Genomic DNA, 22,654 nt, shown 5'->3' on the forward strand with positions numbered 1-22,654 from the left:
AAGCACGGCGGGGGACAGGGCGATGGATGGGACCAAAGGCATGAGCGAGGTGACGGCGGCGGTAGCGGCGCCGGGCGCGGCGACCGGCTCCGTGACGGAGAGCGACGCCCTGCGGACGCTCCACCGCGTCTTCGGGTACGACGCGTTCCGCGGCGAGCAGGAAGCGATCATCGACCACGTGGTGGCCGGCGGCGACGCCGTCGTCCTCATGCCCACCGGCGGCGGAAAGTCCCTCTGCTATCAGATCCCGGCCCTGGTCAGACCGGGCACGGGCGTGGTGATCTCCCCGCTCATCGCGCTCATGCAGGACCAGGTGGACGCGCTGCGGGCGGCCGGCGTGCGCGCCGGGTTCATCAACTCCACGCAGGACTTCGACGAGCGGCGCGTGATGGAGGCGGAGTTCCTCGCGGGCGAGCTCGATGTGCTGTATCTCGCACCGGAGCGGCTGCGCCTGGACGCCACGCTGGACCTCCTCTCGCGGGGCCGGATCTCCGTCTTCGCGATCGACGAGGCGCACTGCGTCGCCCAGTGGGGCCACGACTTCCGGCCCGACTATCTCGCGCTCTCCGTGCTCGGGCAGCGCTGGCCCGACGTGCCGCGGATCGCCCTGACCGCGACGGCCACGCACGCCACGCACCGGGAGATCACCGAGCGGCTCGGCATGCCGGACGCCAAGCACTTCGTGGCGAGCTTCGACCGGCCCAACATCCAGTACCGCATCGTGCCGAAGGCCGAGCCGAAGAAGCAGCTCCTGTCCTTCCTGAAGGAGGAGCACGCGGGCGACGCCGGGATCGTCTACTGCCTGTCGCGCAATTCGGTGGAGAAGACCGCCGAGTTCCTGTGCAGGAACGGCATCGAGGCCGTCCCGTACCACGCGGGCCTGGACGGCGGCACCCGCGCGGCCCACCAGTCCCGCTTCCTCCGGGAGGAGGGCCTCGTCGTCTGCGCCACGATCGCCTTCGGCATGGGCATCGACAAGCCGGACGTCCGCTTCGTCGCCCACCTCGACCTGCCCAAGTCGGTCGAGGGGTACTACCAGGAGACGGGCCGCGCGGGCCGCGACGGCCTGCCCTCCACGGCCTGGATGGCGTACGGCCTCCAGGACGTCGTCCAGCAGCGCAAGATGATCCAGGGCAGCGAGGGTGACGAGGCGTTCCGTCGCCGGGCGGCCTCCCACCTCGACTCGATGCTGGCGCTCTGCGAGACCGCGCAGTGCCGCCGCACCCAGCTCCTCACCTACTTCGGCCAGGAAGCGGCGGCGGAGTCCTGCGGGAACTGCGACACATGCCTCACCCCGCCCGAGACCTGGGACGGCACGGTGGCGGCGCAGAAGGTGCTGTCCACGGTGGTGCGGCTGCAGCGCGAGCGCGGGCAGAAGTTCGGCGCGGGCCAGATCATCGACATCCTGCTCGGCAAGAAGACCGCGAAGGTCATCCAGTTCGACCACGACCAGCTGTCGGTCTTCGGCATCGGCGAGGAGCTGGCGGAGGCCGAATGGCGGGGCGTGGTGCGGCAGTTGCTGGCGCAGGGCCTCCTCGCGGTCGAGGGGGAGTACGGCACGCTGGTGCTCACCGAGACGAGCGGCTCCGTCCTGGGCCGGGAGCGCGAGGTGCGGCTGCGCAAGGAGCCGAAGCGGGCTCCGGCGGCGCGGGCGGCCAAGGGTGAGCGCAAGGCGAAGTCGGCGGCGGCGGTCGCCGAGCTGCCCCAGGAGGCGGTGCCGGTCTTCGAGGCGCTGCGCGCCTGGCGCGCGGCCCAGGCGAAGGAGCAGGGCGTCCCCGCGTATGTGATCTTCCACGACGCCACGCTCCGGGAGATCGCCACACTGCGGCCCACGTCCGTGGCGGACCTCGAAGGCATCAGCGGAGTGGGCGAGAAGAAGCGGACGACGTACGGCGAGGGTGTGGTCGGCGTCGTGGCGGAGTTCGCGGGCGGCACCACGGGTGCTGGCGGGGCGCCTGACGGAGCCACCCGGCCGGTGGAGGCACCTGGTGGTGCCGCCACCGGCGGGCCGGCCGGCGGAGGCGCCCCGGCTCCGGCCGATGAGGCGGAGCTGGGCTGGGGCGACGAGGAGGAGCCGGACTGGACGTCCTGACGCGTGCCGGGCCGGGCGCCCTGACGCGTGGCTGTGGTCGGGTGGGTCGCCGTCGTCGCTCCACCCCGCCGCGTCTTATCTCGTCGTCACCGTCCCGCCGCGCGTCACCGCGCCGCCACGATCCGGCCCGTCACCTCGCCGAGGCCCACCTTTGTGCCGTCGGGGCCCGGGGCCCAGGCGGAGAGGGTGACCTCGTCGCCGTCCTCCAGGAAGGTGCGCTTGCCGTCGGGGAGTTCGAGGGGGTCGCGGCCGTTCCAGGTGAGCTCGATCAGGGAGCCGTACTGGCTGGGATCGGGGCCGCTGACCGTGCCCGAGCCGTAGAGGTCGCCGGTGCGGAGTGAGGCGCCGTTGACCGTCATGTGGGCCAGCTGCTGCGCGGCCGTCCAGTACACGGTGGAGAACGGCGGCTCGGAGATGACCTGGCCGTTCAGGGTGACGGTCATGCGCAGGTCGTAGCCGCCGGGCTCGTCCGCCGACGACTCGGCGGAGTCGTCCAGGTAGGGCAGGAGGGGGTGCGTGCGCTCCGGGGGTGCGACCCGTGCCGAGTCCAGCGCCTCCAGCGGGGTGATCCACGCGGAGACGGAGGTGGCGAAGGACTTCCCGAGGAACGGGCCGAGGGGGACGTACTCCCAGGCCTGGATGTCGCGCGCGGACCAGTCGTTGAGGAGGGTGAGCCCGAAGACGTGCTCCCGGAAGTCCGCAAGGGGGACGGGGGTGCCGTGCGTCGAGGAGGTGCCGACCACGAAGCCGACCTCCGCCTCGATGTCGAGCCGGACCGAGGGGCCGAAGACGGGAGCCGTGTCGGCGGGCGCCTTGCGCTGGCCCGTCGGGCGGACGACGTCCGTCCCGGAGACGACGACCGTGCCGGACCGGCCGTGGTAACCGATGGGCAGGTGCTTCCAGTTGGGCGTCAGCGGGGTCGGCGAGTCCGGGCGGAACATCTTGCCCAGGTTCGTCGCGTGGTTCTCCGACGCGTAGAAGTCGACGTAGTCCGCGACCTCGAACGGCAGGTGCAGGGTCACTTCGGAGAGAGGGTGCAGCAGGGGGCGTACGGCTTCGCGGTGGGCGGGCACCGTCACCCACGCCGTCAGGGCGCGCCGCACGTCGGACCAGGCGGTGCGGCCCGCGGCGAGCAGCGCGTTCAGGGTGGGGCGCGCGAGGAGCGAGACGTAGGGGGAGCCGAGTGCGGCGGCCGCGGCGCCCGCGTCCAGGACGTACGAGCCGAGCCGCACGCCGACCCTGCGCCGGCCGGTCGCCTCCCCGGCCATGGAGAACACGCCGTAGGGGAGGTTGTGCGGTCCGAAGGGGTCGCCCTCGGGGAGGCCGAAGGGATCGCCCTCGGGAAGACCGGTGGAGCCGCCCTCGGGGTGGCCGGTGGGGCCTCCGGAGAGGTCGGCGGAGTCACCGGCGGCCGGGTCGAGCGGGGTCTGCTCGGACATGCGTACCTGCCTCGCTTTCCATAGGGGTGTGCCACACGTTACGTGTGGAGGGCCTGTTGCGGCAGTGCCTGAAGAGTGCGCAATGTCCGGATAACTCGCGTCGCGCGAGGTGGAATATCACCTTCCGCTTTCCTGTGAGGGAGGAACTGCCCGTCCTCACCCGGCCGTATGCGCACCTTGCCAAGCAGCTTCCGGTGGAGCGCAGGATCCGTATTCTCTGGATCATGGCCGCTCCCCTCGCATATGCACTCATCGCCACTGACCTGGACGGGACGCTGCTGCGCGGCGACGACACGGTCTCGGACCGGTCGCGGCGGGCACTGGCCGCCGCGAGCGAGGCGGGCGCCCGGCACCTCGTGGTGACAGGCCGCCCGGCGCCGAGGGTGCGGCCCCTCCTGGACGAACTCGGCTATGCGGGCCTGGCCGTCTGCGGCCAGGGAGCGCAGCTGTACGACGCGGGGGCGAACCGGATGGAGTGGTCGGTGAAGCTCGACCGCGAGCTCGCCGAGGCCGCGCTCGGCAAGATCGAGGCGGAGGTCGGACAGGTCTACGCGGCCGTGGACCAGGACGGGGTGCACGGCCTCACGCTCATCGAGCCGGGGTACGAGATGCCCCATCCCACGCTCCCCGCGATGCGGGTGCCCGGGCGGGACGTGCTGTGGGAGGAGCCCATCAGCAAGGTGCTCCTGCGCCATCCGTGGCTGCCGGACGACGAGTTGGCGGCGGTGGCGCGCGACGCGGTGGGTTCCCTCGCGACGGTCACCATGTCGGGGCCGGGCACGGTGGAGCTCCAGCCGTGCGGGGTGACCAAGGCGACGGGGCTCGCGCTGGCCGCCGAGCGGCTCGGCCTCACGGCCGAGGACACGATCGCCTTCGGGGACATGCCCAACGACATCCCCATGTTCCTGTGGGCCGCACACGGGGTGGCCATGGCCAACGCCCATGGGGAACTCAAGGCGGTGGCCGACGAGTTGACCCTCTCGAACGAGGACGACGGCATCGCCGTCGTCCTCGACCGTCTGCTGCGGGGTGACCTCCGGGCCAGGTCCCGGGCCGACAGGACCTAGCCCGCGGTCCGCCGGATCCGCCTCTCCCACGTCCGGTGGAAGACGACCTCGTCGCCGGCCTTGCACACCACCTCGTTCGAGGTGATGAAGTCCGCCGCGTCACACGTGATCTCCGAGCGGGTCTCGACGCGCGTGTCCCAGCCGAGTTCGGGGCGGTGCAGGCGGATCGTCCAGTCCGAGCGGGTGCGGGCGCTCAGCGGGTCGCCCTCCTGGATCGTGTACGTCTCCAGCGCGTCCTCGGTGAATTCGAGACCGTCGGGGTACACGCGCGTGCCGCCGTAGCGCGGGTCGACCTCCAGGCGCCACTCGCCCTTGGCCACGTCGCGTACGACCAGGCGCTCGGGCCGCTGTTCGTCCAGGGTCGCCGGGTACGCCACGCCGAGCGGCTCCGACTGCTCCGGGGGCCCGAAGGTGATCGCCGGGTCGAAGTCGCCTTCGCGTACCGGCAGTTCCAGGGAGCTGCCCACCGGCTCCAGGGTGAAGCCCACCGAGTCCGCCTGCGGCCAGATCCAGGGCCAGTACGCGGAGGAGACCGCGAGGCGGATGCGGTGGCCCGGCGGGAAGGTGTGGCCGATGCCGTTGAGCTCGAACGTCACGTCCTCGGTGGCGCCGAGGGGCCAGGCGTCCGCGCGGTCCCTGCCGTGCCGAGCCGAGAGGTTGAGCACGCCCCGGGTGACCAGGGTCGACGAGCCGTCGGGCGCGATGTCGCAGAGGCGGGCGACGGCCTGGCCGAACGGCACGTCCATCCGCAGCCGCAGCGTCACCTTGGGGCGCCCGAGGACCCGTACCTCCGAAGGAACCTCGAATTCGAAGCATGCCGACTTCGCGTCCTCGTCCCGCTGGTCGGGCGGCAGGTCCGCGTCATTGCCGAAGGGAAAGAAGCGGCCCGCGTCCAGGCCCGTGTGCTGCGGGGAGTCGACGAGGACGGGGTTGCCCTGGAGCGCGTACGAGACGGGGGTGACGTTCGGGGACGGCCAGGACGGGTCGCCGACCCAGCCGCCGGACAGCTCCGGGTAGACCGTCGCCGGCGGGTGCGAGTCGCTGATCCAGGAGCGGAGCTTCGGCTCGGCCATGACGCCGGTGTCGACGCCCTTGAGGTGGTGGTCCCACCAGCGCAGGGTCTCCTGGAGGAAGCCGATCGCGGGGCCCGGCGGCAGGCCGCGGTCCGGGTACTGGTGCGACCAGGGGCCGATCAGGCCGCGCACCTGGTCGTCGGGGAGGTGCTCGACCAGGCGCAGGACCGTGTCGCGGTACGGGTCGTGCCAGCCGCCGACCGCGAGCACCGCGGCGCCGATCGCGGAGTAGTCCTCGCAGACGCTGCCGTGCCGCCAGTAGTCGTCGCGGGTCTGGTGGTCCAGCCAGGTGTGGATGAGGGGTTCGACGGCTTCGAGGCGCGTCTGCCACATCTCGCGCCAGGCGTCGCCCACGAAGTACGGGTCCGGCGGGCGCGACGCGAAGGCGAGCATCGTCGACGCCCACGCGTGCATGTCCACCGCGAGGACGGAACCGCCCATGTAGTGCACGTCGTTGTCGTAGCGGTCGTCCGCCGAGCAGACCGTGACGATCGCCTTGAGCGGCTCGGGTGCGAGCGCCGCGATCTGGAGGGAGTTGAAGCCGCCCCAGGAGATGCCGAACATGCCGACCTTGCCGGTCGACCAGGCCTGCGCGGCCAGCCAGTTCACCACCTCGACGCCGTCGGCCAGCTCCTGCGGCGAGTACTCGTCGGTGGGCAGGCCCTCGCTGTTGCCGTGGCCGCGGACGTCGACGCGCACGGAGGCGTAGCCGTGGCCCGCGTACCAGGGGTGGCGCTGCCAGTCGCGGGGCGCCGTCCAGTCGCTGAGGCGGTAGGGGAGGTATTCGAGGAGCACGGGGACCGGCTCGTCGGTGACCGGGCGCCACACGCGCGCGTAGAGCCTGGTCCCGTCGGACAGGGTTACGTGGAAGTCCTCGCGGGTGGTCTCGTACGGGAAGGAGTCGCGGATCTGCATGAGTGGAACCTCAGTGGACGGGGTGTCTCCGGTGGACGGGGCGTTGCCGGTGGGCGGGGTGTCCTAGTGGACGGGGTGCATGGTGCGGCGCAGCCACGGTGCGAGCGCGATGACGGCGATGCCCGCGAGCACGGCGATCCCGCCGTTCACGCCGAAGTACGCCGGGTTGGAGACCTCTCCGTAGACCTTCACGACCTGTGCCTGGATGCCGTTGGCGAGCGCGAGGGAGAGGAACCACAGGGCCATGGTCTGGCTGGCGAAGGCCTTCGGGGCGAGCTTGGTCGTCGCGGACATGCCCGAGGTCTCCACGAGGATGTCGCCGAGCCCGAGCAGCAGGTACGAGCCGACGATCCACCAGACCGCCATCTTGTACGTGTCGTCGGCGTGCCCCGAGGTGGGCAGCGTCATCAGGAGGAACGACAGACCGCCCAGGATCACTCCGAAGGCGATCTTGTTGGAGGCGTGCGGCTGGCGCCTGCCCATCCGCGCCCAGACGGCGGCGACGACGGGCGCGAGGCCGACCTCGAAGGCGCCGAGCGCGGAGGCGTACCAGCTCGCGGGGAAGGTGAAGCCGAAGATCGACGTCTCGGCGTTCGTCGACGCGAGGAGGATCATCGTCGAGTACGCCTGGAAGAGGATGAAGTTGAAGACCACGGAGGCCAGGAAGAGGACCACGTACGGCCTGAGGCGGCCGCGCTCCTCGGCGCTCACGCGCGGGCTGCGGAACATCACCGCGAAGTAGACGACCGGCGCGATCACCGAGACGAGGGTGAGCAGGTCGACGAAGCGGTCCATGGTGAGCCAGCCGACGGCGGCAAGGAGTCCGGCGACGGCGGCGGCCACGAGCAGGCCGGCGACGATCAGCAGGACGGCCCGGCGCATCGCGTCCCTCGGCAGCGCGAACTCGGCGGACGCCTTCCGGCCCGCGAGATGGCGCCGCCCCAGGACGTACTGGACGAGACCGAAGGTCATGCCGATCGCGGCCGCCGAGAAGCCCCAGTGCCAGCCCTTGTGGTCGCCGAGCCAGCCGGTGATCAGCGGGCCCGCGAAGGCGCCCACGTTGATCGCCATGTAGTACAGCGCGAAGCCCGCGTCGCGGCGCTCGTCCTCGGTGCGGTAGAGCTTGCCGACCATCGAGGCGACGTTGGGCTTGAGGAGGCCGGTGCCCGCGCTGATCAGGCCGAGCCCCACCCAGGTCATCGTCGCCGTCGGCACGGCCATCGAGTAGTGGCCGCAGGCGATGAGGATGCCGCCCCACAGCACCGCGCGGTACGAGCCGAGGATGCGGTCGGCGAGCCAGCCGCCCGCCACGGAGACGAGGTAAACCAGCGTGCCGTACGCCGCCGAGACCGACGCGGCCGTGCCGGCGTCCATCCCCATGCCGTCGTTCGCGACGGAGTCGGCGAAGTAGAGGACCAGGATGGCCTGCATGCCGAGGAACGAGAAGCGCTCCCAGACCTCCAGACCGGAGAGGGTGAGCAGGCCGCGCGGCTGGCCGAAGAAGGCGCGGTCGTCGCCCGGCGGCGGATCGCCGGTCGGCTCGGCTGGCGGCTCGTACTCGGCCGTAGTACGGGACAAAGAGTCTTCTCCCGGTCGTTACGGGTCTTGCGGTGCAGGACGGTCTTCTCGGCCTTTTGGGCTGATCAAGAACATACCGGTGAGCGTCGCACACCGCTCGGCCTGGTGTGCGAAGCGGGTGCGGGAGGCCCCCGCGTCCGCTCCGACCAGCGCGGCGGCGTGCGACGGGCGGGCAGGTGCTCGCCGTGATCGAAAGTCGACCGGATACGCTGACTTGAGTGATGGCAGCGACACATCGACAAACCCGTGTCATCGAACGAGATCCAATGATCGACCGAGTTGGCCATGTGATCGTCAGCAGACAGGAGAACCTCTCGTGACCGTCGTCGGGCCTTTTGGGCTGAGCGTGCGGGACCAGGCTCTCGAAGCCGATGTCCAGGTCGGATTGGCGGCTGTCGAGGAGGGACTGCTCGAGGCCACCAAGAGCGAGGTGCCCTTCATCACCGAGGCCGCCCAGCACCTGGTCCATGCCGGGGGCAAGCGTTTCCGGCCGCTGCTCGTGATGCTCGCTGCCCAGTTCGGCGACCCCTACGCGCAGGGTGTCGTGCCCTCCGCGGTCGTCGTCGAGCTGACCCACCTCGCGACGCTGTACCACGACGACGTCATGGACGAGGCCGACGTGCGCCGCGGCGTCGAGAGCGCCAACCAGCGCTGGGGGAACTCCGTCGCCGTGCTGACCGGCGACTTCCTCTTCGCCCGCGCCTCGTACATCCTGGCCGACCTCGGCCCGGAGGCCGTCCGCATCCAGGCGGAGGCCTTCGAGCGGCTGGTCACCGGCCAGATCCTGGAGACCGCGGGACCGACCGAGGGCCGCGACCCGGTCGACCACTACCTCGACGTGCTCCGGGGCAAGACCGGCTCGCTGGTCGCCGTGGCCTGCCGGTTCGGCGCGATGATGTCCGGCGCGGACGAGACCGTCGTGGACGTCCTCACGCAGTACGGCGAGCGGCTCGGCGTCGCCTTCCAGCTCGCCGACGACGTGCTCGACATCGCGTCCGACTCGCACGAGTCCGGCAAGACGCCGGGCACGGACCTGCGCGAGGGCATCCCCACGCTGCCGGTCCTCCGGCTGCGCGAGCGGGCCGCGCGGCTCGGCCTCGCCGAGGACATCGCCCTGTGCGAGCTCCTCGACTCGGACCTCACCGACGATGCACGGCACGCGGAGGCCCTCACCAGGCTGCGCGCGCACCCCGCCCTGGAGCACGCGCGCAGGGACACGGTCTGCTACGCGGAGAGCGCGCGGGCCGCGCTCGGCCCGCTGCCCGAGGGCGACGCGAAGGCGTCGCTGATCGAGCTCTGCGACCTCGTGGTGCACCGGGCGGGCTGAGCGCCCACTCTCTGTCCCGGGCCGCCACCGGAGCCCGGACTTGTCGATCGGCGGTGCCACCCCCTACGGGACGGGGGAGGCACCGCCGTTTCATGTCATCCCAGAGCAGTACATGGAGTTGCTTCCGGGGTCTGACGCTTCTTGGTGGCCGATTTGGTCGGATGGAGTCCAGCGAGAACAACCACTCCTGACCTATTCGGGTGAGAATGGCGGCACAGGGTGGACGAAGGCACGTACAGGGAAGGCCGCCGCCGACCACGGAGGTAAGGCAGACAATGGCACCGTACGAATCGGCGAAGGACACCAGCGAGGCCGCGGACCTGCGCGCCGGCCGCCGCAAGGCGGCCCGTTACGCGGTCCCGATCGCGGTGGCGGGGGTGGCGGCGGCGACGATCGGGCTCGTCCCGGCGCTCGCCACATCGGGCGACCCGGACCTCCCGAAGGTCACCGCACAGGAACTCATCGAGAAGATCGCCGCGTCGGACACGCAGCAGCTCTCCGGCCACGTCAAGATCAGCACCGACCTGGGCCTGCCGTCGTTCGGCGGCATGGCGGGCGGCTTCGGCGGCGGGGGCGGCGCGGACCGGGGCGAGGACGACGGCGACGAGAAGGGCTCGGCGGCCGACCCCAAGAGCAAGCTCATGGAGCTGGCGTCCGGCACGCACACGCTGCGCGTCGCGGCCGACGGCCCCGACAAGCAGAAGGTGTCCGTCCTCGGCGACGCCTCCGAGTACAGCCTGATCCACAACGGCGACGACGTGTGGGCGTACGACAGCGCGTCGAACGAGGCCTACCACGCGAAGGACGAGGGCGCCTCTCCGGAGAAGGGCGAAAACCACGGCGCGGTGCCGAAGGGTGAGCTGCCCAGCACTCCGAAGGAGTTCGCCGACCAGGCCCTGAAGGCCGTCGACGACACCACGTCCGTCAAGGTCGACGGCACCGCGCAGGTCGCGGGCCGCGACGCGTACCGCCTGGTGATCAAGCCGAAGCAGGCCGGTTCGACGGTCGGCCAGATCACCGTCGCGGTGGACGAGAAGACCGGCACACCGCTCAAGTTCACCCTGACCCCGGCCTCCGGCGGCGCGGCCGTCGTCGACGCGGGCTTCACGAAGGTCGACTTCGGCAAGCCGTCCGCGTCCACCTTCGACTTCACGCCCCCCAAGGGCACGAAGGTCACCGAGGCCGACGAGCAGAGCGAGCGGAGCCGCGACTTCAAGGACAAGGACGGCAAGAAGTTCGACGAGGGCGACCTCAACGAACCGAAGGTCATCGGGAAGGGCTGGAGCTCCATCGCCGAGCTGAAGCTGCCCGGCGGCCAGGGCCTGCCGACGGCCGGTTCCGGCGACGTCCCGCAGGACGCGCAGAAGCTGATCGACTCGCTGGGCGACCAGGTCAACGGCAAGTTCGGGTCCGGCACGGTCTTCTCGACCCGCCTGATCAACGCCCTCGTCACCGACGACGGCACGGTCTACGTGGGCGCGGTCACGAAGGACGCGCTGGTGAAGGCGGCGAACGAGGCGCACTAGCCACGCGTACGACACGACGCGCACCAGCGGTGCGTACGGCATAGGGGAACGGCGGATGGGAGGTGCCGGCCGGGCACCTTCCATCCGTCTCTTCGGAGAACGGGAGGACAGCGTGCCGGGCAACAGCGGCAGTTCGGAGGGCCCGGCAGCGCCGACGGCCCCGGTGGGGCACGTCATCGAGACGCACGGCCTCACCAAGCGCTACGGAAAACACCTCGCCGTCGACCGGCTCGACCTCACCGTCCCGGAAGGCAGCGTCTTCGGCTTCCTCGGGCCGAACGGCTCGGGCAAGACGACGACGATCCGCATGCTGATGGGCCTCATCGAGCCGACCTCCGGCCGCGCCCAGGTCCTCGGCCGCCCCATGCCGCGCGCCACGCGCACCGTCCTCCCGCACGTGGGCGCGCTGATCGAGGGCCCCGCCCTCTACGGCTTCCTGTCGGGCCGCGACAACCTCCTGCGGTACGACTCCGCGGACCCGACCGCCGACCCGCGCACCCGGAAGGCGCGGGCCGAGGCGGCGCTCGACCGGGTCGGGCTCACCGCGGCCGCCGGGAAGAAGGCGAAGGCGTACTCCCTCGGCATGAAACAGCGGCTCGGGCTCGCGGCCGCGCTGCTCCAGCCGCGCAAGCTCCTCGTCCTGGACGAGCCGACGAACGGCCTCGACCCGCAGGGCATGCGCGAGATCCGCACCCTGGTGCGGGAGCTGGCCGCGGAGGGCACGACCGTCTTCCTCTCCTCGCACCTGCTCGACGAGATCGAGCAGGTCTGCACGCACGCGGCCGTGATGACCCAGGGCCGGCTGATCACCCAGGGGTCCGTCGCCGAGCTGGCGGCGGGCGCGCGGGGCAGGCTGGTCGTGACGACACCGGACCCGGGCGAGGCGGCCCGCGTCCTGAAGGAGCAGGGCGTGACGGATCTCGTCTCTACGGAGGACCGCGTTACCGGCGAACCACCAGTTCAGGACGGTGTGGAACTGGCCGATCTGAACGCCGCGCTGGTCGGGGCGGGCGTCCGCGTCCGCGGCTTCGGGCTCGAACGTGCCTCTCTGGAGGACGCGTTCGTGGCGCTGACGGGGGAGGGCTTCGATGTCGCGGGCTGAGGTCGCCGAGACCACGGACGCGTCCAGGGCGGACGTCCCGAGGGAGCAGCGCTGGATCTGGACGCTCGGTCTCTTCCGCAGCGAGCTGGGCATCACGTTCCGCCGCTGGCGGACCATCGCGCTGCTCGCGGTCCTCGCCGCCGTGCCGATCCTGGTGGGCATCGCGGTCAAGATCGAGACGAGCGACGGCTCCACGATCGGCGGGGGCGGCGACGAGGGCGGACCCGCCTTCATCGCGCAGATCACCAACAACGGCCTGTTCCTGGTCTTCACCGCGCTCGCCGCGACCCTGCCGTTCTTCCTGCCGATGGCGATCGGCGTCGTCGCGGGGGACGCCATCGCGGGCGAGGCGAGCGCGGGCACGCTGCGCTATCTGCTGGTCGCGCCCGCGGGACGGACCCGGCTGCTCCTCGTCAAGTACGCGACCACGCTGACGTTCTGCCTGGTCGCGACCCTGGTCGTCGCCGCGTCCGCGCTCGCGACCGGCGCGCTGCTCTTCCCGCTCGGCGAGGTCACGACGATCTCAGGCACCCGCATGGGCTTCGGCGAGGGGCTGCTGCGGGCCCTGCTGATCGCGCTGGTCGTCGCCGTGTCGCTGATCGGCGTGGCGGCGCTCGGGCTGTTCGTCTCGACGCTCACCAGCAGCGGCATCGCGGCGATGGCGACGACCGTGGGGCTGTTGATCACGGTCCAGATCCTCGACCAGATCCCGCAGCTGCACGCCCTCCACCCGTACTTCTTCTCGCACTACTGGCTGTCCTTCGCCGACCTGATGCGCGAGCCGGTCTACTGGGACGACATCGTCAAGAACCTGCAGATGCAGGGCTTGTACGCGGCCGTGTTCGGCTCGGCGGCGTGGGCGCGGTTCGGGGCGAAGGACGTCATGGCGTAGGCCGTGCGGCGGGTGGCCGGCCGGGTGGTCAGCTGTCGTACGGGTAGCGGGCCAGCGGGGGCTCCTGGGCGAAGAACGTCTTGGCGCGCGCCAGGGCCTCGGTGTCCTCCAGGACGTGGCCGGGCCGGGTGCCGTTGCCCAGCAGGACGCCGCCGAAGCGCATGGGGAAGAAGGCGGCGGTGTGGTTCAGCGTGCCGATCAGCGGCTGCGCCACCTCCTCCTCGCGGTGCGCGAGCGCCGTCACGCCCCACAGGGTGCGGCCTTCGAGGGTGTCCTTGAAGTTGATCTCCGGGGTCTCCAGCCAGGCGTCCCAGTAGTCGAGGTAGCGCTTGACGGTGGCCGACACGGAGTACCAGTACAGCGGCGACACGATGACGATGTCCGTGGCCTCCAGGGTGGCGTCCAGGAGCAGCGCTTCGTTGTCGCCGACGGGCCGGGGGCGGGCGCGCGGGCGGGTGTCGTCGTGCCGCTGGTCCTCGAAGTCGGGGAGCGGTACGTCGGCGAGGTTCACCCAGCGCTGCTCGACGTCCGGGGGCAGCTGCTCGGCGGCCTTGCGGGCCAGGATCTCGCTGTTGCCCTCGGGGCGGGCGCTGCCGAGGACGAAGAGGAACTTGCGGGTCATGGGATCCCCCTGGGTTGCTTGCACGCGGTGGTTGCTTGCACGTGCACTATATGCACGCGCAACCAACCCCGTCCAGGGTTGCTCGGCTTCTCGGTTACTCGGTTACGGGTGTACGTGGACGGCCCACCCCGGGGCGTAGGTGTCGGGCACGGGGTGGTGGGACCAGGAGCGGGCCCAGTGCGGGGGACCCGCCCCGCGCAGGACGAGGGCGGCGGGGCGGCGCGGGTCGTCCGGCTCGGCGGGCGCGCAGCCGGCCACATACGCGATGGGAATCACGGAGGCGTTGCCGCGCAGGACACAAGGAGTGCCACCCGACCTCGTTCCGACCCCGTGGTCGTGCAGGACGCCGGCGATCCGCGCCCAGTCGCCGCGGGCGCCCGCCTGGATCCCGGCGTTCCCGTGGACGAGGGGGAGCTGGACGGCGAGGTGCCCGGCGAGGACGCCCCCCAGCACGGCAAGCCAGACCCGCGGCCGCCGGGACGCACGGGCGGCCCCCGCAAGGGCAAGCACTCCGAGGGCGGCGGCCGGGGCGAGCAGGGCGTGGGTGGGGAGAAGGAAGCGGGGGGCGGCGTAGGGGACGAGGAGGAGATAGGGAAGGGCAACGGCAAGCGCAGCGACAACGGCGAGCAGGCAGCTGGGGAGGACGGCGGAGGTGAGGGTGCGACCCTCTGCAGCTCCGGCAGGTGCGCCGCGCGCGGCTTCTGCATCGCGCAGGCCCCGCAGCCCCCTCACCCCCCACACACTCCACAACCCCACCCCCACCAGGATCGGCAGCAGCAGCCACCACTCCGTTGCGATCGGGCGGATGGCGTCGCCGGCGCAGGGGCGGCAGAGCAGGGGGCCGTCCATGACGGTGAGGTGGTGGGTCAGGGAGAGCAGGGGGCGCAGGTCGCCCTGCACCTCGCTCGCCTCCGTCAGCCGTTCGCGGACGCCGCCGAAACGGACGTACGCCTCGACGATCCACGGCAGCGCACCCGCCGCGAGCCCGCTGAGCACGGCGAGAACGCGGCCCCACCCCCGCCACCCCGGGACGACGAGAGCGGCGACCAGCAAGGGCACACCCAGGGCGACGCCGTCGTTGGGGCGCATCAGCGTGGCGAGGGCGAGGCCGCACGCGATCCCGGCGCGGGTGGCGGCGGACTGCCGCGGCCACAGGAAGAGGCCGACCGCCCCGACGGCACCCATGGCGGTGTAGTGGTTGGGCATCGCGGCGCTCGCGTAGAACAGCGCGAACCACAGGCCGCCGTACAGCGCGGCGGCGACGGCGACCGCCGACGGCCGGTGCTGCAGGACGCGCAGCCAGGGCCGGAACCCCAGATAGAGCGCGGCGGTCGCGAGCAGCGTCAGCCACACCCTGAGCAGCACGACGGAGTCGCTCCAGGCCGCCACCGGCGCGATGAGGAACGGCACACCGCGGGTGCGGGGCGCGCTGAACGGTGTGGCGGGGCCGTGCGGGGAGTAGCGGCTGGCGTAGACGATCTCGTCCCAGCCGAGCGGCAGGGTGAGCGGGACCAGAACGAGGGACAGCACGGCGAAGGCACCGCAGACGGCGAGGAGGAGACGGTGGGCGCGCGGCTGCTGTGCCATCGTCCCAGCTTGCCAAAGACCGGCCTGCCGCCCCGGGTCGGCCACGCGGCGACCCCGTGGCTTACCTAAAGGTAAGTACGCACTTTTCAGTAGGTACTTGAGGTGAGCGCAGTGTGCGCCCAGCATGAGGAAGCGATCAACACACTCGGCGCGGGCAGTTACGGCGATGGGGGCAGAACATGACGTACGACCAGGGCACCGGTACACCCGCGACACCCGCGACACCCGTCACGCTCATCGGGCTCGGCCTGATGGGCACCGCGCTGGCCGAGGCCTTCCTCGGGGCCGGGCACCCGACGACGGTGTGGAATCGCAGCCCGGAGAAGGCGGCACCCCTCGTCGCCGAGGGCGCGTCGCACCTGGCGGCGGTCGAGGACGCGGTCGCCGCGAGCCCCCTCGTCATCGCCTGCCTCTCGACGTACGAGGCGACACGCGCCGCACTGGAACCGGCGGCCGCCGCGCTGGCCGGGCGCACCCTGGTCACCCTCAACTCCGGCACCCCGTCCGGCGCACGGGAAATGGCCGACTGGGCGGCCGGACAGGGCGCGCGGTTCCTCGACGGCGCCGTCAAGAACGTGCCGGGGGCCGTGGGGAAGCCGGACACGCTGCTCTACTACGCGGGCGAACGGGCGACGTTCGACGAGTACGAGGAGACGCTGAGGGTGCTCGGCGGCGACACCGTCCACCTCGGCACCGACCCGGACCTGGCCGCCCTCTACGAGATGGCGGTGGGCAGCACGCTGCTCCCCGCCCTGATCGGCTTCTTCCAGGGCGCGGCGCTGGTGCGGTCGCGCGGTCTGACCGCGGACTCCCTCGTGCGGTACGAGGTCAAGTGGCTGGAGATGATCGCCTCGATCCTGCCCACGCTGGCCCAGGAGATCGACTCCGGCGACTACACCCGGCCCGCGTCGACCGTCGGGCTCTTCCACGACGCGGCCGGGCACGACCAGGAGACGGCCGAGGAGGCCGGACTCGACGCCTCCTGGCTCGCCCCGATGAACGACCTGGTGCGGCGGGCGGTCGCCGAGGGGCATCGCGACCACAGCATCTCGGCACTGGTCGAGATGCTGCGGAAACCGGCGACGGGAACCGTCTAGACGACGGCGACCGGCCAGACGACCTCGACCACTCCGGGCGACCGGGGCCCGCCTAGTGGACGCAGAACTCGTTCCCCTCCGGGTCCGTCATGAGCACCCACTCGCCGCCGGGCTCCTTGACGTGCCGCGCCACGGCGGCGCCCAGCGCCTCCAGCCGGTGCACCTCCGCGTCGCGGCGGCCCGGCTCGGTGTGCACGTCGAGGTGCAGCCGGTTCTTGCCGGTCTTGGGCTCGGGCACGCGCTGGAAGAGGATCCGGCGGCCCAGGCCGGTGCCGCTGGCCTCGTCGTACGGGTCGTCGGGGTGCCGGACGGCGATGAGGTCGCGCCAGGCGCGGCGCCCGCGGAACTCGACGGTCGCGGCTTCGGGGGCCGCGCCGAGGCCGAGCAGACGGTCGATGAGGGCGCTGTTGTCCTCGACCTCGTACCCCAACGTCTCGGCCCAGAAGGCCGCTTGGGCGTGCGGGTCGGCGGCGTCGATGACCAGCTTCCAGTGCAGGGTTGTCATGGTAACCAGTTATACCGGTTAGGCGCCGCGGGTCTCAGACGACGGGCTCCCGCTCCTCGCGGGCGGGGGTCGCGGCCGGCACCACGGCCGCCGCCCTCGCGGCCGCCACCCGCACCGCGTTCCGCCGGGCCGTGCGCAGCGCGTCCCAGGTCAGCAGGGTGAGCGCCAGCCAGACGAGGCCGAAGCCCGCCCACCGCTCGGGCGGCATCGCCTCATGGAAGTACAGGACGCCGAGCACGAACTGGAAGACCGGCGCGAGGTACTGAAGGAGGCCCAGCGTGGAGAGCGGCACCCGGATCGCCGCAGCCCCGAAGCAGACCAGCGGCGCGGCGGTCACCACACCGGTGGCCGCGAGCAGCGCCGCGTGCCCGGCACCCTCCGTGCCGAACACGATGTCGCCCTGCGTGGCGAGCCACGCCAGATAGCCGACGGCGGGCAGGAACTGCACGGCGGTCTCCGCGGCGAGCGACTCCAGGCCGCCGAGGTTGACCTTCTTCTTCACCAGGCCGTACGTAGCGAAGGTGAAGGCGAGACAGAGCGAGATCCACGGCGGCCTGCCGTATCCGAACGCGAGCACGAGGACCGCCGCGAACCCGATGCCGACCGCCGTCCACTGCACCGGCCGCAGCCGCTCGCCGAGCAGCAGGACGCCCATGGCGATGGTGACCAGCGGGTTGATGAAGTAGCCGAGGGACGCCTCGACGACGTGGCCCGAGTTCACGGACCAGATGTAGACGCCCCAGTTGACGGTGATGACCGCCGCGGCGATCGCCACCAGGCCGAGCCTGCGCGGCTGGCGCAGCAGCTCGCGGGCCCAGCCCCAGCGCCGTACGAACAGCAGCGCGACACCGACGACCACGAGCGACCAGGCCATCCGGTGGGCGAGGATCTCGACGGCCCCTGCGGGTTTCAGGAGCGGCCAGAAGAGCGGGACCAGGCCCCACATCCCGTAGGCGGCGAAGCCGTTCAGCAGCCCGACGCGCTGCTCGTTCCCCGGCTTCCCGGCTGCTCCGCTGTCCACGGCCCCTCCTTCGTGCGCGGCAGCCCGCGCTGCCCCACTGAAGGTAGCGCCGGGAACCCTCGGCTGTCATGCCTGTTCCGCGGTGACGCTCGTGACGCTCGTGACGCCGGTGAGCGCCCCGGGCCGCTCCTGAGAACCGGCGGGGTTCAGCCCCGCAGCGCCGCCGCCACCGCGTCCGCGAGCGGGGTCGTGGGCCGGCCGATCAGCTTCGCCAGCTCCCCGCTGGTCCCGGCCAGGCGCCCGCGCGCGACGGCCGCGTCCACGTCGACGAGGATCGCCGCCATCGGCTCGGGCACCCCGGCGCCGGTCAGCACGGCGAGGTGCTGCTCGGCGGGCACGTTCGCGTACGAGATGTCCTTGCCGGTCTGCGCCGCGATCTCGGCGGCGTACTCGGCGAAGCTCCACGCGACGTCGCCGCTGAGCTCGTAGACCTTGCCCTCGTGACCCTCGCCGGTCAGGACGGCGACGGCGGCCGCGGCGTAGTCGGCGCGGGAGGCGGAGGCGACGCGGCCGTCGCCCGCGGAGGCCACGACGGCGCCGTGCTCCAGGACCGGGGCGAGGTGCTCGGTGTAGTTCTCGTGGTACCAGCCGTTGCGCAGGAGGGTGTGCGGCAGGCCGGATTCGAGGATCAGCTGCTCGGTCGCCTTGTGCTCGGCCGCCAGGTCGAAGTCGGCGTCGGGGCCGCCGAGGACGCTCGTGTAGGCGAGGAGCGCGACGCCCGCCTCGCGCGCGGCGTCGACCACCGCGCGGTGCTGCGGCACGCGCCGCCCGATCTCGCTGCCGGAGATCAGCAGGACGCGGTCGCCGGCGGCGAAGGCGCCGCGCAGGGTCTCGGGGGCGCTGTAGTCGGCGACCCGCAGCTCGACACCGCGTGCGGCGAGGTCGGCGGCCCTGTCCTTGTCGCGTACGACGGCCGCGATGTCCCCGGCGGGGACCCGGGCGGCGAGCAGCCCCTCGATGACGAGACGGCCGAGGTGTCCGGTGGCTCCGGTGACGACGATGCTCATGTCTGGTTGCTCCTGTTAGGTCCGGTGGAAGTCGGTATGACACCCACCCTAGGAGCAGCGCTAACTTTCCGTAAGTACCCACTTTGAAGTAAGGTACTGGCATGGACGTAAGTACCTGGAGTGTCACGGGCGAGGAGATGTGCCCCCACCGCCTCGTCCTGGAGCATGTGACGAGCCGCTGGGGCGTCCTCGTCCTGCTCGCCCTTGAGGAGCGGTCGTTCCGGTTCAGCGAGCTGCGCCGCGAGATCGGCCGCGTCAGCGAGAAGATGCTGGCCCAGACCCTCCAGACCCTGGAGCGCGACGGCCTGGTGCACCGCGACGCCAAGCCGGTCATCCCGCCCCGCGTCGACTACTCCCTCACGGAGCTCGGCCGCGAGGCCGCCGAGCAGGTGCGGGCCCTCGCGGCCTGGACGGACCGGCGCATGGCCGACGTGCAGAAGGCGCGCACGGCATACGACGAGGCCCGGTCCTGACGGATCAGGACCGGGCCTCGCACCGAGCGGGTCGGGCTAGCCGACGACCGTCCATGTGTCGCCGCCCGCGAGCAGCGCGGCGAGGTCGCCCTTGCCGTCCCGCTCGATGGCGGTGTCGAGCTGGTCGGCCATGAGCGTGTCGTAGACCGGCCGTTCGACGTTGCGCAGGACGCCGATCGGGGTGTGGTGCAGGGTGTCGGGGTCGGCGAGCCGGGAGAGCGCGAAGGCCGTGGTCGGCGACGTGGCGTGCGCGTCGTGGACCAGGATGTCGGCTTCGTTGTCCGGGGTGACGGCGACGACCTTGAGGTCGCCGGTCACCGCGTCGCGCACGACGCCCTTCGCCCCGTCGGCGCCGAAGCGGATCGGCTGCCCGTGCTCCAGGCGGATCACCGCCTCCTCGGCCTGCTGCTTGTCCTTGAGGACCTCGAAGGCGCCGTCGTTGAAGATGTTGCAGTTCTGGTAGATCTCCACCAGCGCGGTGCCGGGGTGCGCGGCGGCCTCGCGCAGCACCGACGTGAGGTGCTTGCGGTCGGAGTCCACGGTGCGGGCGACGAAGGACGCCTCGGCGCCGATCGCGAGGGAGACCGGGTTGAAGGGCGCGTCGAGCGACCCCATGGGCGTCGACTTGGTGATCTTCCCGACCTCGGAGGTCGGGGAGTACTGGCCCTTGGTGAGGCCGTAGATCCGGTTGTTGAACAGCAGGATCTTCAGGTTCACGTTGCGCCGGAGGGCGTGGATCAGGTGGTTGCCGCCGATGGACAGCGCGTCGCCGTCGCCGGTCACCACCCACACGGACAGGTCGCGGCGCGAGGAGGCCAGGCCGGTGGCGATGGCCGGGGCGCGGCCGTGGATGGAGTGCATCCCGTAGGTGTTCATGTAGTACGGGAAGCGGGAGGAGCAGCCGATGCCCGAGACGAAGACGATGTTCTCCTTCGCCAGACCGAGCTCGGGCATGAAGCTCTGCACGGCGGCCAGCACGGCGTAGTCACCGCAGCCGGGGCACCAGCGCACCTCCTGGTCGGACTTGAAGTCCTTCATGGACTGCTGGGCGTCGGCCTTGGGCACCAGGGAAAGCGCTTCGATCGTGCTCCCGGTCCCCTCCGGCCCGGCCGTCTTCGTGTCAGCCATCGATGGTCTCCTTGAGAGCCGTGGCGAGCTGCTCGGCCTTGAAGGGCATTCCGTTGACCTGGTTGTACGAGACCGCGTCCACCAGGTACTTCGCGCGGATCAGGGTGGCGAGCTGACCGAGGTTCATCTCGGGGATCACCACCTTGTCGTAACGCGCGAGGACGTCGCCCAGATTCCGCGGCAGCGGATTGAGGTGGCGCAGATGGGCCTGCGCGATGGGGACACCGGCGGCGCGCAGCCGGCGGACGGCCGCGGTGATCGGTCCGTAGGTCGAGCCCCAGCCGAGGACCAGCGTGTCGGCGTCCCCGCCGGTGTCGTCGACCTCCAGGTCGGGCACGGCGATGCCGTCGACCTTGGCCTGCCGGGTGCGGACCATGAAGTCGTGGTTGGCCGGGTCGTACGAGATGTTGCCCGTGCCGTCCTGCTTCTCGATGCCGCCGATGCGGTGCTCCAGGCCCGGCGTGCCCGGGATCGCCCACGGGCGCGCGAGGGTCTGCGGGTCGCGCTTGTAGGGCCAGAAGGTCTCGGTGCCGTCGGGCTCGGCGTGGTTCGGCCCGGAGGCGAGCTGCACGCGCAGGTCGGGCAGTTCGTCGATCTCGGGGATGCGCCACGGCTCGCTGCCGTTGGCCAGATAGCCGTCGCTCAGCAGGAAGACCGGCGTGCGGTAGGTGACCGCGATGCGGGCCGCCTCCAGCGCCGCGTCGAAGCAGTCCGCCGGGGTCCTCGGCGCCACGATCGGCACCGGCGCCTCGCCGTTGCGCCCGTACATCGCCTGGAGCAGGTCGGCCTGCTCGGTCTTGGTCGGCAGGCCCGTGCTCGGGCCGCCGCGCTGGATGTCGACGATCAGCAGCGGCAGTTCGAGCGAGACGGCCAGACCGATGGTCTCCGACTTCAGCGCCACACCGGGCCCGGACGTCGTCGTCACCGCGAGCGACCCGCCGAACGCCGCGCCGAGCGCCGCGCCGATGCCCGCGATCTCGTCCTCGGCCTGGAAGGTGCGTACGCCGAAGTTCTTGTGCTTCGACAGCTCGTGCAGGATGTCCGAGGCCGGAGTGATCGGGTAACTGCCCAGGTAAAGCGGCAAGTCCGCCTGCCGGCCGGCCGCGATCAGACCGTACGACAGCGCCAGGTTCCCCGAGATGTTGCGGTAGGTGCCGGTCGCGAACGCCTGGGCGGCGGGGGCGACTTCGTAGGAGACGGCGAAGTCCTCGGTGGTCTCGCCGAAGTTCCAGCCCGCGTGGAACGCCGCGATGTTCGCCTCGGCGATCTCCGGCTTCTTCGCGAACTTCGTCCGCAGGAACTTCTCGGTGCCCTCGGTCGGCCGGTGGTACATCCACGACAACAGCCCCAGCGCGAACATGTTCTTCGAGCGCCCCGCGTCCTTGCGGGACAGGTCGAAGTCCTTCAGGGCCTCCACCGTCAGCGTGGTCAGCGGCACCGGGTGCACGCTGTAGCCGTCGAGGGAGCCGTCCTCCAGCGGGGACGTGGCGTAACCGACCTTCTGCATCGCGCGCTTGGAGAACTCGTCGGTGTTGACGATGACCTCGGCGCCGCGCGGCACGTCACCGATGTTCGCCTTCAGTGCCGCCGGGTTCATCGCCACAAGGACGTTCGGCGCGTCGCCCGGCGTCAGGATGTCGTGGTCGGCGAAGTGCAGCTGGAAGGACGAGACACCCGGCAGGGTTCCTGCGGGTGCGCGGATCTCGGCGGGGAAGTTCGGCAGCGTCGACAGGTCGTTGCCGAAAGAAGCGGTCTCCGAAGTGAACCGGTCGCCCGTGAGCTGCATTCCGTCGCCCGAGTCACCCGCGAAGCGGATGATGACCCGGTCCAGACGGCGCACATCCTTGTCACCCGCGGGCTTGCGTTGTCCTCCGACGACTGCCCCGTCGGCCTGCTCGGCTTGGCTACTGACCTGGCTGGTCACTGAACTGGACCTCCCTCGAGGCGACTGTGCGGAATCGCCGGGACGACCGGCGCTCCCAAGGTCCACCCTACGTCTGTAAGGGTCGCCTTCCTGGGCTTGTTCGCATTCTGGATGCATTTCTGAGACGCCGTGTTGCCATGGTTTGCCATGGTTTGCCTTGCCCCCCGGTCCTTCTGGATGACGCTCCCCGCTCATCCTTTGGTTCTAGGACTTGCCTTGACCGACTCCGTCGCGCTCGTGACTCTCTGTGTTCACACCTGTTCATACCTGCTCGGGCCG

At 71.4% G+C, this 22,654-nt stretch carries 18 protein-coding genes; 8 read left to right on the forward strand and 10 right to left on the reverse strand.

What is annotated here, in order from left to right; translation table 11 throughout:
* Nucleotides 1-40: 40 nt before the first annotated feature.
* Complete coding sequence (gene recQ, locus ACZ56E_RS06605; protein WP_471213079.1) at nucleotides 41-2,092, forward strand: DNA helicase RecQ; 2,052 nt, start codon at nucleotides 41-43, stop codon at nucleotides 2,090-2,092.
* Nucleotides 2,093-2,196: 104 nt separating this feature from the next.
* Here recQ and fahA read toward each other — a convergent pair whose 3' ends face one another.
* Nucleotides 2,197-3,531, reverse strand: coding sequence for a fumarylacetoacetase (gene fahA, locus ACZ56E_RS06610; protein ID WP_471211841.1), 1,335 nt, complete (start codon nucleotides 3,529-3,531; stop codon nucleotides 2,197-2,199).
* Between the two features lie 224 nt (nucleotides 3,532-3,755).
* On the opposite strand from fahA, the gene ACZ56E_RS06615 reads away from it, so the two are divergent.
* Entirely contained in the window at nucleotides 3,756-4,598 is an 843-nt protein-coding gene (locus ACZ56E_RS06615) for an HAD family hydrolase (RefSeq protein ID WP_471211843.1), read from the forward strand.
* Here ACZ56E_RS06615 and ACZ56E_RS06620 read toward each other — a convergent pair.
* Both ACZ56E_RS06620 and ACZ56E_RS06625 read right to left on the reverse strand, forming a co-directional pair.
* On the reverse strand, nucleotides 4,595-6,586 hold the full coding sequence (locus tag ACZ56E_RS06620) for a CocE/NonD family hydrolase (protein ID WP_471211846.1): 1,992 nt from the start codon (nucleotides 6,584-6,586) through the stop codon (nucleotides 4,595-4,597). The genes ACZ56E_RS06615 and ACZ56E_RS06620 overlap by 4 nt on opposite strands.
* Nucleotides 6,587-6,649: 63 nt before the next feature.
* A complete protein-coding gene (locus ACZ56E_RS06625) occupies nucleotides 6,650-8,164 on the reverse strand; it encodes a peptide MFS transporter (protein WP_471211849.1) in 1,515 nt (504 codons plus the stop codon).
* A 316-nt stretch (nucleotides 8,165-8,480) separates the two neighbouring features.
* On the opposite strand from ACZ56E_RS06625, the gene ACZ56E_RS06630 reads away from it, so the two are divergent.
* The 4 genes from ACZ56E_RS06630 (at nucleotide 8,481) to ACZ56E_RS06645 (ending at nucleotide 13,011) form a co-directional block, all read left to right on the forward strand.
* On the forward strand, nucleotides 8,481-9,491 hold the full coding sequence (locus ACZ56E_RS06630) for a polyprenyl synthetase family protein (RefSeq protein WP_471211851.1): 1,011 nt from the start codon (nucleotides 8,481-8,483) through the stop codon (nucleotides 9,489-9,491).
* Between the two features lie 275 nt (nucleotides 9,492-9,766).
* Complete coding sequence (locus ACZ56E_RS06635) at nucleotides 9,767-11,017, forward strand: LolA family protein (RefSeq protein ID WP_471211854.1); 1,251 nt, start codon at nucleotides 9,767-9,769, stop codon at nucleotides 11,015-11,017.
* A gap of 55 nt (nucleotides 11,018-11,072) precedes the next feature.
* A complete protein-coding gene (locus ACZ56E_RS06640; protein WP_471211857.1) occupies nucleotides 11,073-12,119 on the forward strand; it encodes an ABC transporter ATP-binding protein in 1,047 nt (348 codons plus the stop codon).
* Complete coding sequence (locus ACZ56E_RS06645) at nucleotides 12,106-13,011, forward strand: ABC transporter permease (RefSeq protein ID WP_471211859.1); 906 nt, start codon at nucleotides 12,106-12,108, stop codon at nucleotides 13,009-13,011. Before ACZ56E_RS06640 ends, ACZ56E_RS06645 begins: the two co-directional genes overlap by 14 nt.
* 28 nt (nucleotides 13,012-13,039) lie before the next feature.
* Here the strand turns inward: ACZ56E_RS06645 and ACZ56E_RS06650 are convergent, their stop codons facing one another.
* Nucleotides 13,040-13,633: a flavodoxin family protein gene (locus tag ACZ56E_RS06650; RefSeq protein ID WP_471211861.1), complete on the reverse strand. Its 594-nt coding sequence runs from the start codon at nucleotides 13,631-13,633 to the stop codon at nucleotides 13,040-13,042.
* 102 nt (nucleotides 13,634-13,735) lie between these two features.
* Nucleotides 13,736-15,220, reverse strand: a complete 1,485-nt coding sequence (locus tag ACZ56E_RS06655) for a hypothetical protein (protein ID WP_471211863.1) — start codon at nucleotides 15,218-15,220, stop codon at nucleotides 13,736-13,738.
* Between the two features lie 179 nt (nucleotides 15,221-15,399).
* Between ACZ56E_RS06655 and ACZ56E_RS06660 the strand changes: the two genes are divergently transcribed.
* Nucleotides 15,400-16,317: an NAD(P)-dependent oxidoreductase gene (locus tag ACZ56E_RS06660; protein ID WP_471211865.1), complete on the forward strand. Its 918-nt coding sequence runs from the start codon at nucleotides 15,400-15,402 to the stop codon at nucleotides 16,315-16,317.
* A 52-nt stretch (nucleotides 16,318-16,369) separates the two neighbouring features.
* Here ACZ56E_RS06660 and ACZ56E_RS06665 read toward each other — a convergent pair whose 3' ends face one another.
* The 3 genes from ACZ56E_RS06665 to ACZ56E_RS06675 all read right to left on the reverse strand — a co-directional run bounded on the left by ACZ56E_RS06665 (nucleotide 16,370) and on the right by ACZ56E_RS06675 (nucleotide 18,850).
* A complete protein-coding gene (locus tag ACZ56E_RS06665; RefSeq protein WP_471211868.1) occupies nucleotides 16,370-16,822 on the reverse strand; it encodes a VOC family protein in 453 nt (150 codons plus the stop codon).
* Nucleotides 16,823-16,856: 34 nt separating this feature from the next.
* The gene (rarD, locus tag ACZ56E_RS06670; protein ID WP_471211869.1) at nucleotides 16,857-17,843 is read right to left on the reverse strand and encodes an EamA family transporter RarD; all 987 of its coding nucleotides are present in this window, start codon (nucleotides 17,841-17,843) and stop codon (nucleotides 16,857-16,859) included.
* A gap of 146 nt (nucleotides 17,844-17,989) precedes the next feature.
* Complete coding sequence (locus ACZ56E_RS06675) at nucleotides 17,990-18,850, reverse strand: SDR family oxidoreductase (RefSeq protein ID WP_471211872.1); 861 nt, start codon at nucleotides 18,848-18,850, stop codon at nucleotides 17,990-17,992.
* Between the two features lie 101 nt (nucleotides 18,851-18,951).
* Between ACZ56E_RS06675 and ACZ56E_RS06680 the strand changes: the two genes are divergently transcribed.
* Entirely contained in the window at nucleotides 18,952-19,323 is a 372-nt protein-coding gene (locus tag ACZ56E_RS06680; RefSeq protein WP_468604422.1) for a winged helix-turn-helix transcriptional regulator, read from the forward strand.
* Nucleotides 19,324-19,359: 36 nt separating this feature from the next.
* Here ACZ56E_RS06680 and ACZ56E_RS06685 read toward each other — a convergent pair whose 3' ends face one another.
* Nucleotides 19,360-20,451, reverse strand: a complete 1,092-nt coding sequence (locus ACZ56E_RS06685; RefSeq protein WP_468604424.1) for a 2-oxoacid:ferredoxin oxidoreductase subunit beta — start codon at nucleotides 20,449-20,451, stop codon at nucleotides 19,360-19,362.
* Nucleotides 20,444-22,375: a 2-oxoacid:acceptor oxidoreductase subunit alpha gene (locus ACZ56E_RS06690; protein WP_471211876.1), complete on the reverse strand. Its 1,932-nt coding sequence runs from the start codon at nucleotides 22,373-22,375 to the stop codon at nucleotides 20,444-20,446. The genes ACZ56E_RS06685 and ACZ56E_RS06690 overlap by 8 nt, the downstream gene beginning before the upstream one ends.
* Between the last annotated feature and the right edge of the window lie 279 nt (nucleotides 22,376-22,654).

This window comes from Streptomyces sp. NPDC039480 (assembly GCF_055597165.1).

Bases quoted from the DNA above. Each gene is read 5' to 3' on its own strand.
- ACZ56E_RS06685 (WP_468604424.1), bottom strand. From the start codon at position 20,451: ATGGCTGACACGAAGACGGCCGGGCCGGAGGGGACCGGGAGCACGATC.
- fahA (WP_471211841.1), bottom strand. From the start codon at position 3,531: ATGTCCGAGCAGACCCCGCTCGACCCGGCCGCCGGTGACTCCGCCGAC.
- ACZ56E_RS06620 (WP_471211846.1), bottom strand. From the start codon at position 6,586: ATGCAGATCCGCGACTCCTTCCCGTACGAGACCACCCGCGAGGACTTC.
- recQ (WP_471213079.1), top strand. From the start codon at position 41: ATGAGCGAGGTGACGGCGGCGGTAGCGGCGCCGGGCGCGGCGACCGGC.
- ACZ56E_RS06640 (WP_471211857.1), top strand. From the start codon at position 11,073: ATGGGAGGTGCCGGCCGGGCACCTTCCATCCGTCTCTTCGGAGAACGG.
- ACZ56E_RS06635 (WP_471211854.1), top strand. From the start codon at position 9,767: ATGGCACCGTACGAATCGGCGAAGGACACCAGCGAGGCCGCGGACCTG.
- ACZ56E_RS06675 (WP_471211872.1), bottom strand. From the start codon at position 18,850: ATGAGCATCGTCGTCACCGGAGCCACCGGACACCTCGGCCGTCTCGTC.
- ACZ56E_RS06660 (WP_471211865.1), top strand. From the start codon at position 15,400: ATGACGTACGACCAGGGCACCGGTACACCCGCGACACCCGCGACACCC.
- ACZ56E_RS06645 (WP_471211859.1), top strand. From the start codon at position 12,106: ATGTCGCGGGCTGAGGTCGCCGAGACCACGGACGCGTCCAGGGCGGAC.
- ACZ56E_RS06650 (WP_471211861.1), bottom strand. From the start codon at position 13,633: ATGACCCGCAAGTTCCTCTTCGTCCTCGGCAGCGCCCGCCCCGAGGGC.
- ACZ56E_RS06665 (WP_471211868.1), bottom strand. From the start codon at position 16,822: ATGACAACCCTGCACTGGAAGCTGGTCATCGACGCCGCCGACCCGCAC.
- ACZ56E_RS06655 (WP_471211863.1), bottom strand. From the start codon at position 15,220: ATGGCACAGCAGCCGCGCGCCCACCGTCTCCTCCTCGCCGTCTGCGGT.
- ACZ56E_RS06680 (WP_468604422.1), top strand. From the start codon at position 18,952: ATGGACGTAAGTACCTGGAGTGTCACGGGCGAGGAGATGTGCCCCCAC.
- ACZ56E_RS06615 (WP_471211843.1), top strand. From the start codon at position 3,756: ATGGCCGCTCCCCTCGCATATGCACTCATCGCCACTGACCTGGACGGG.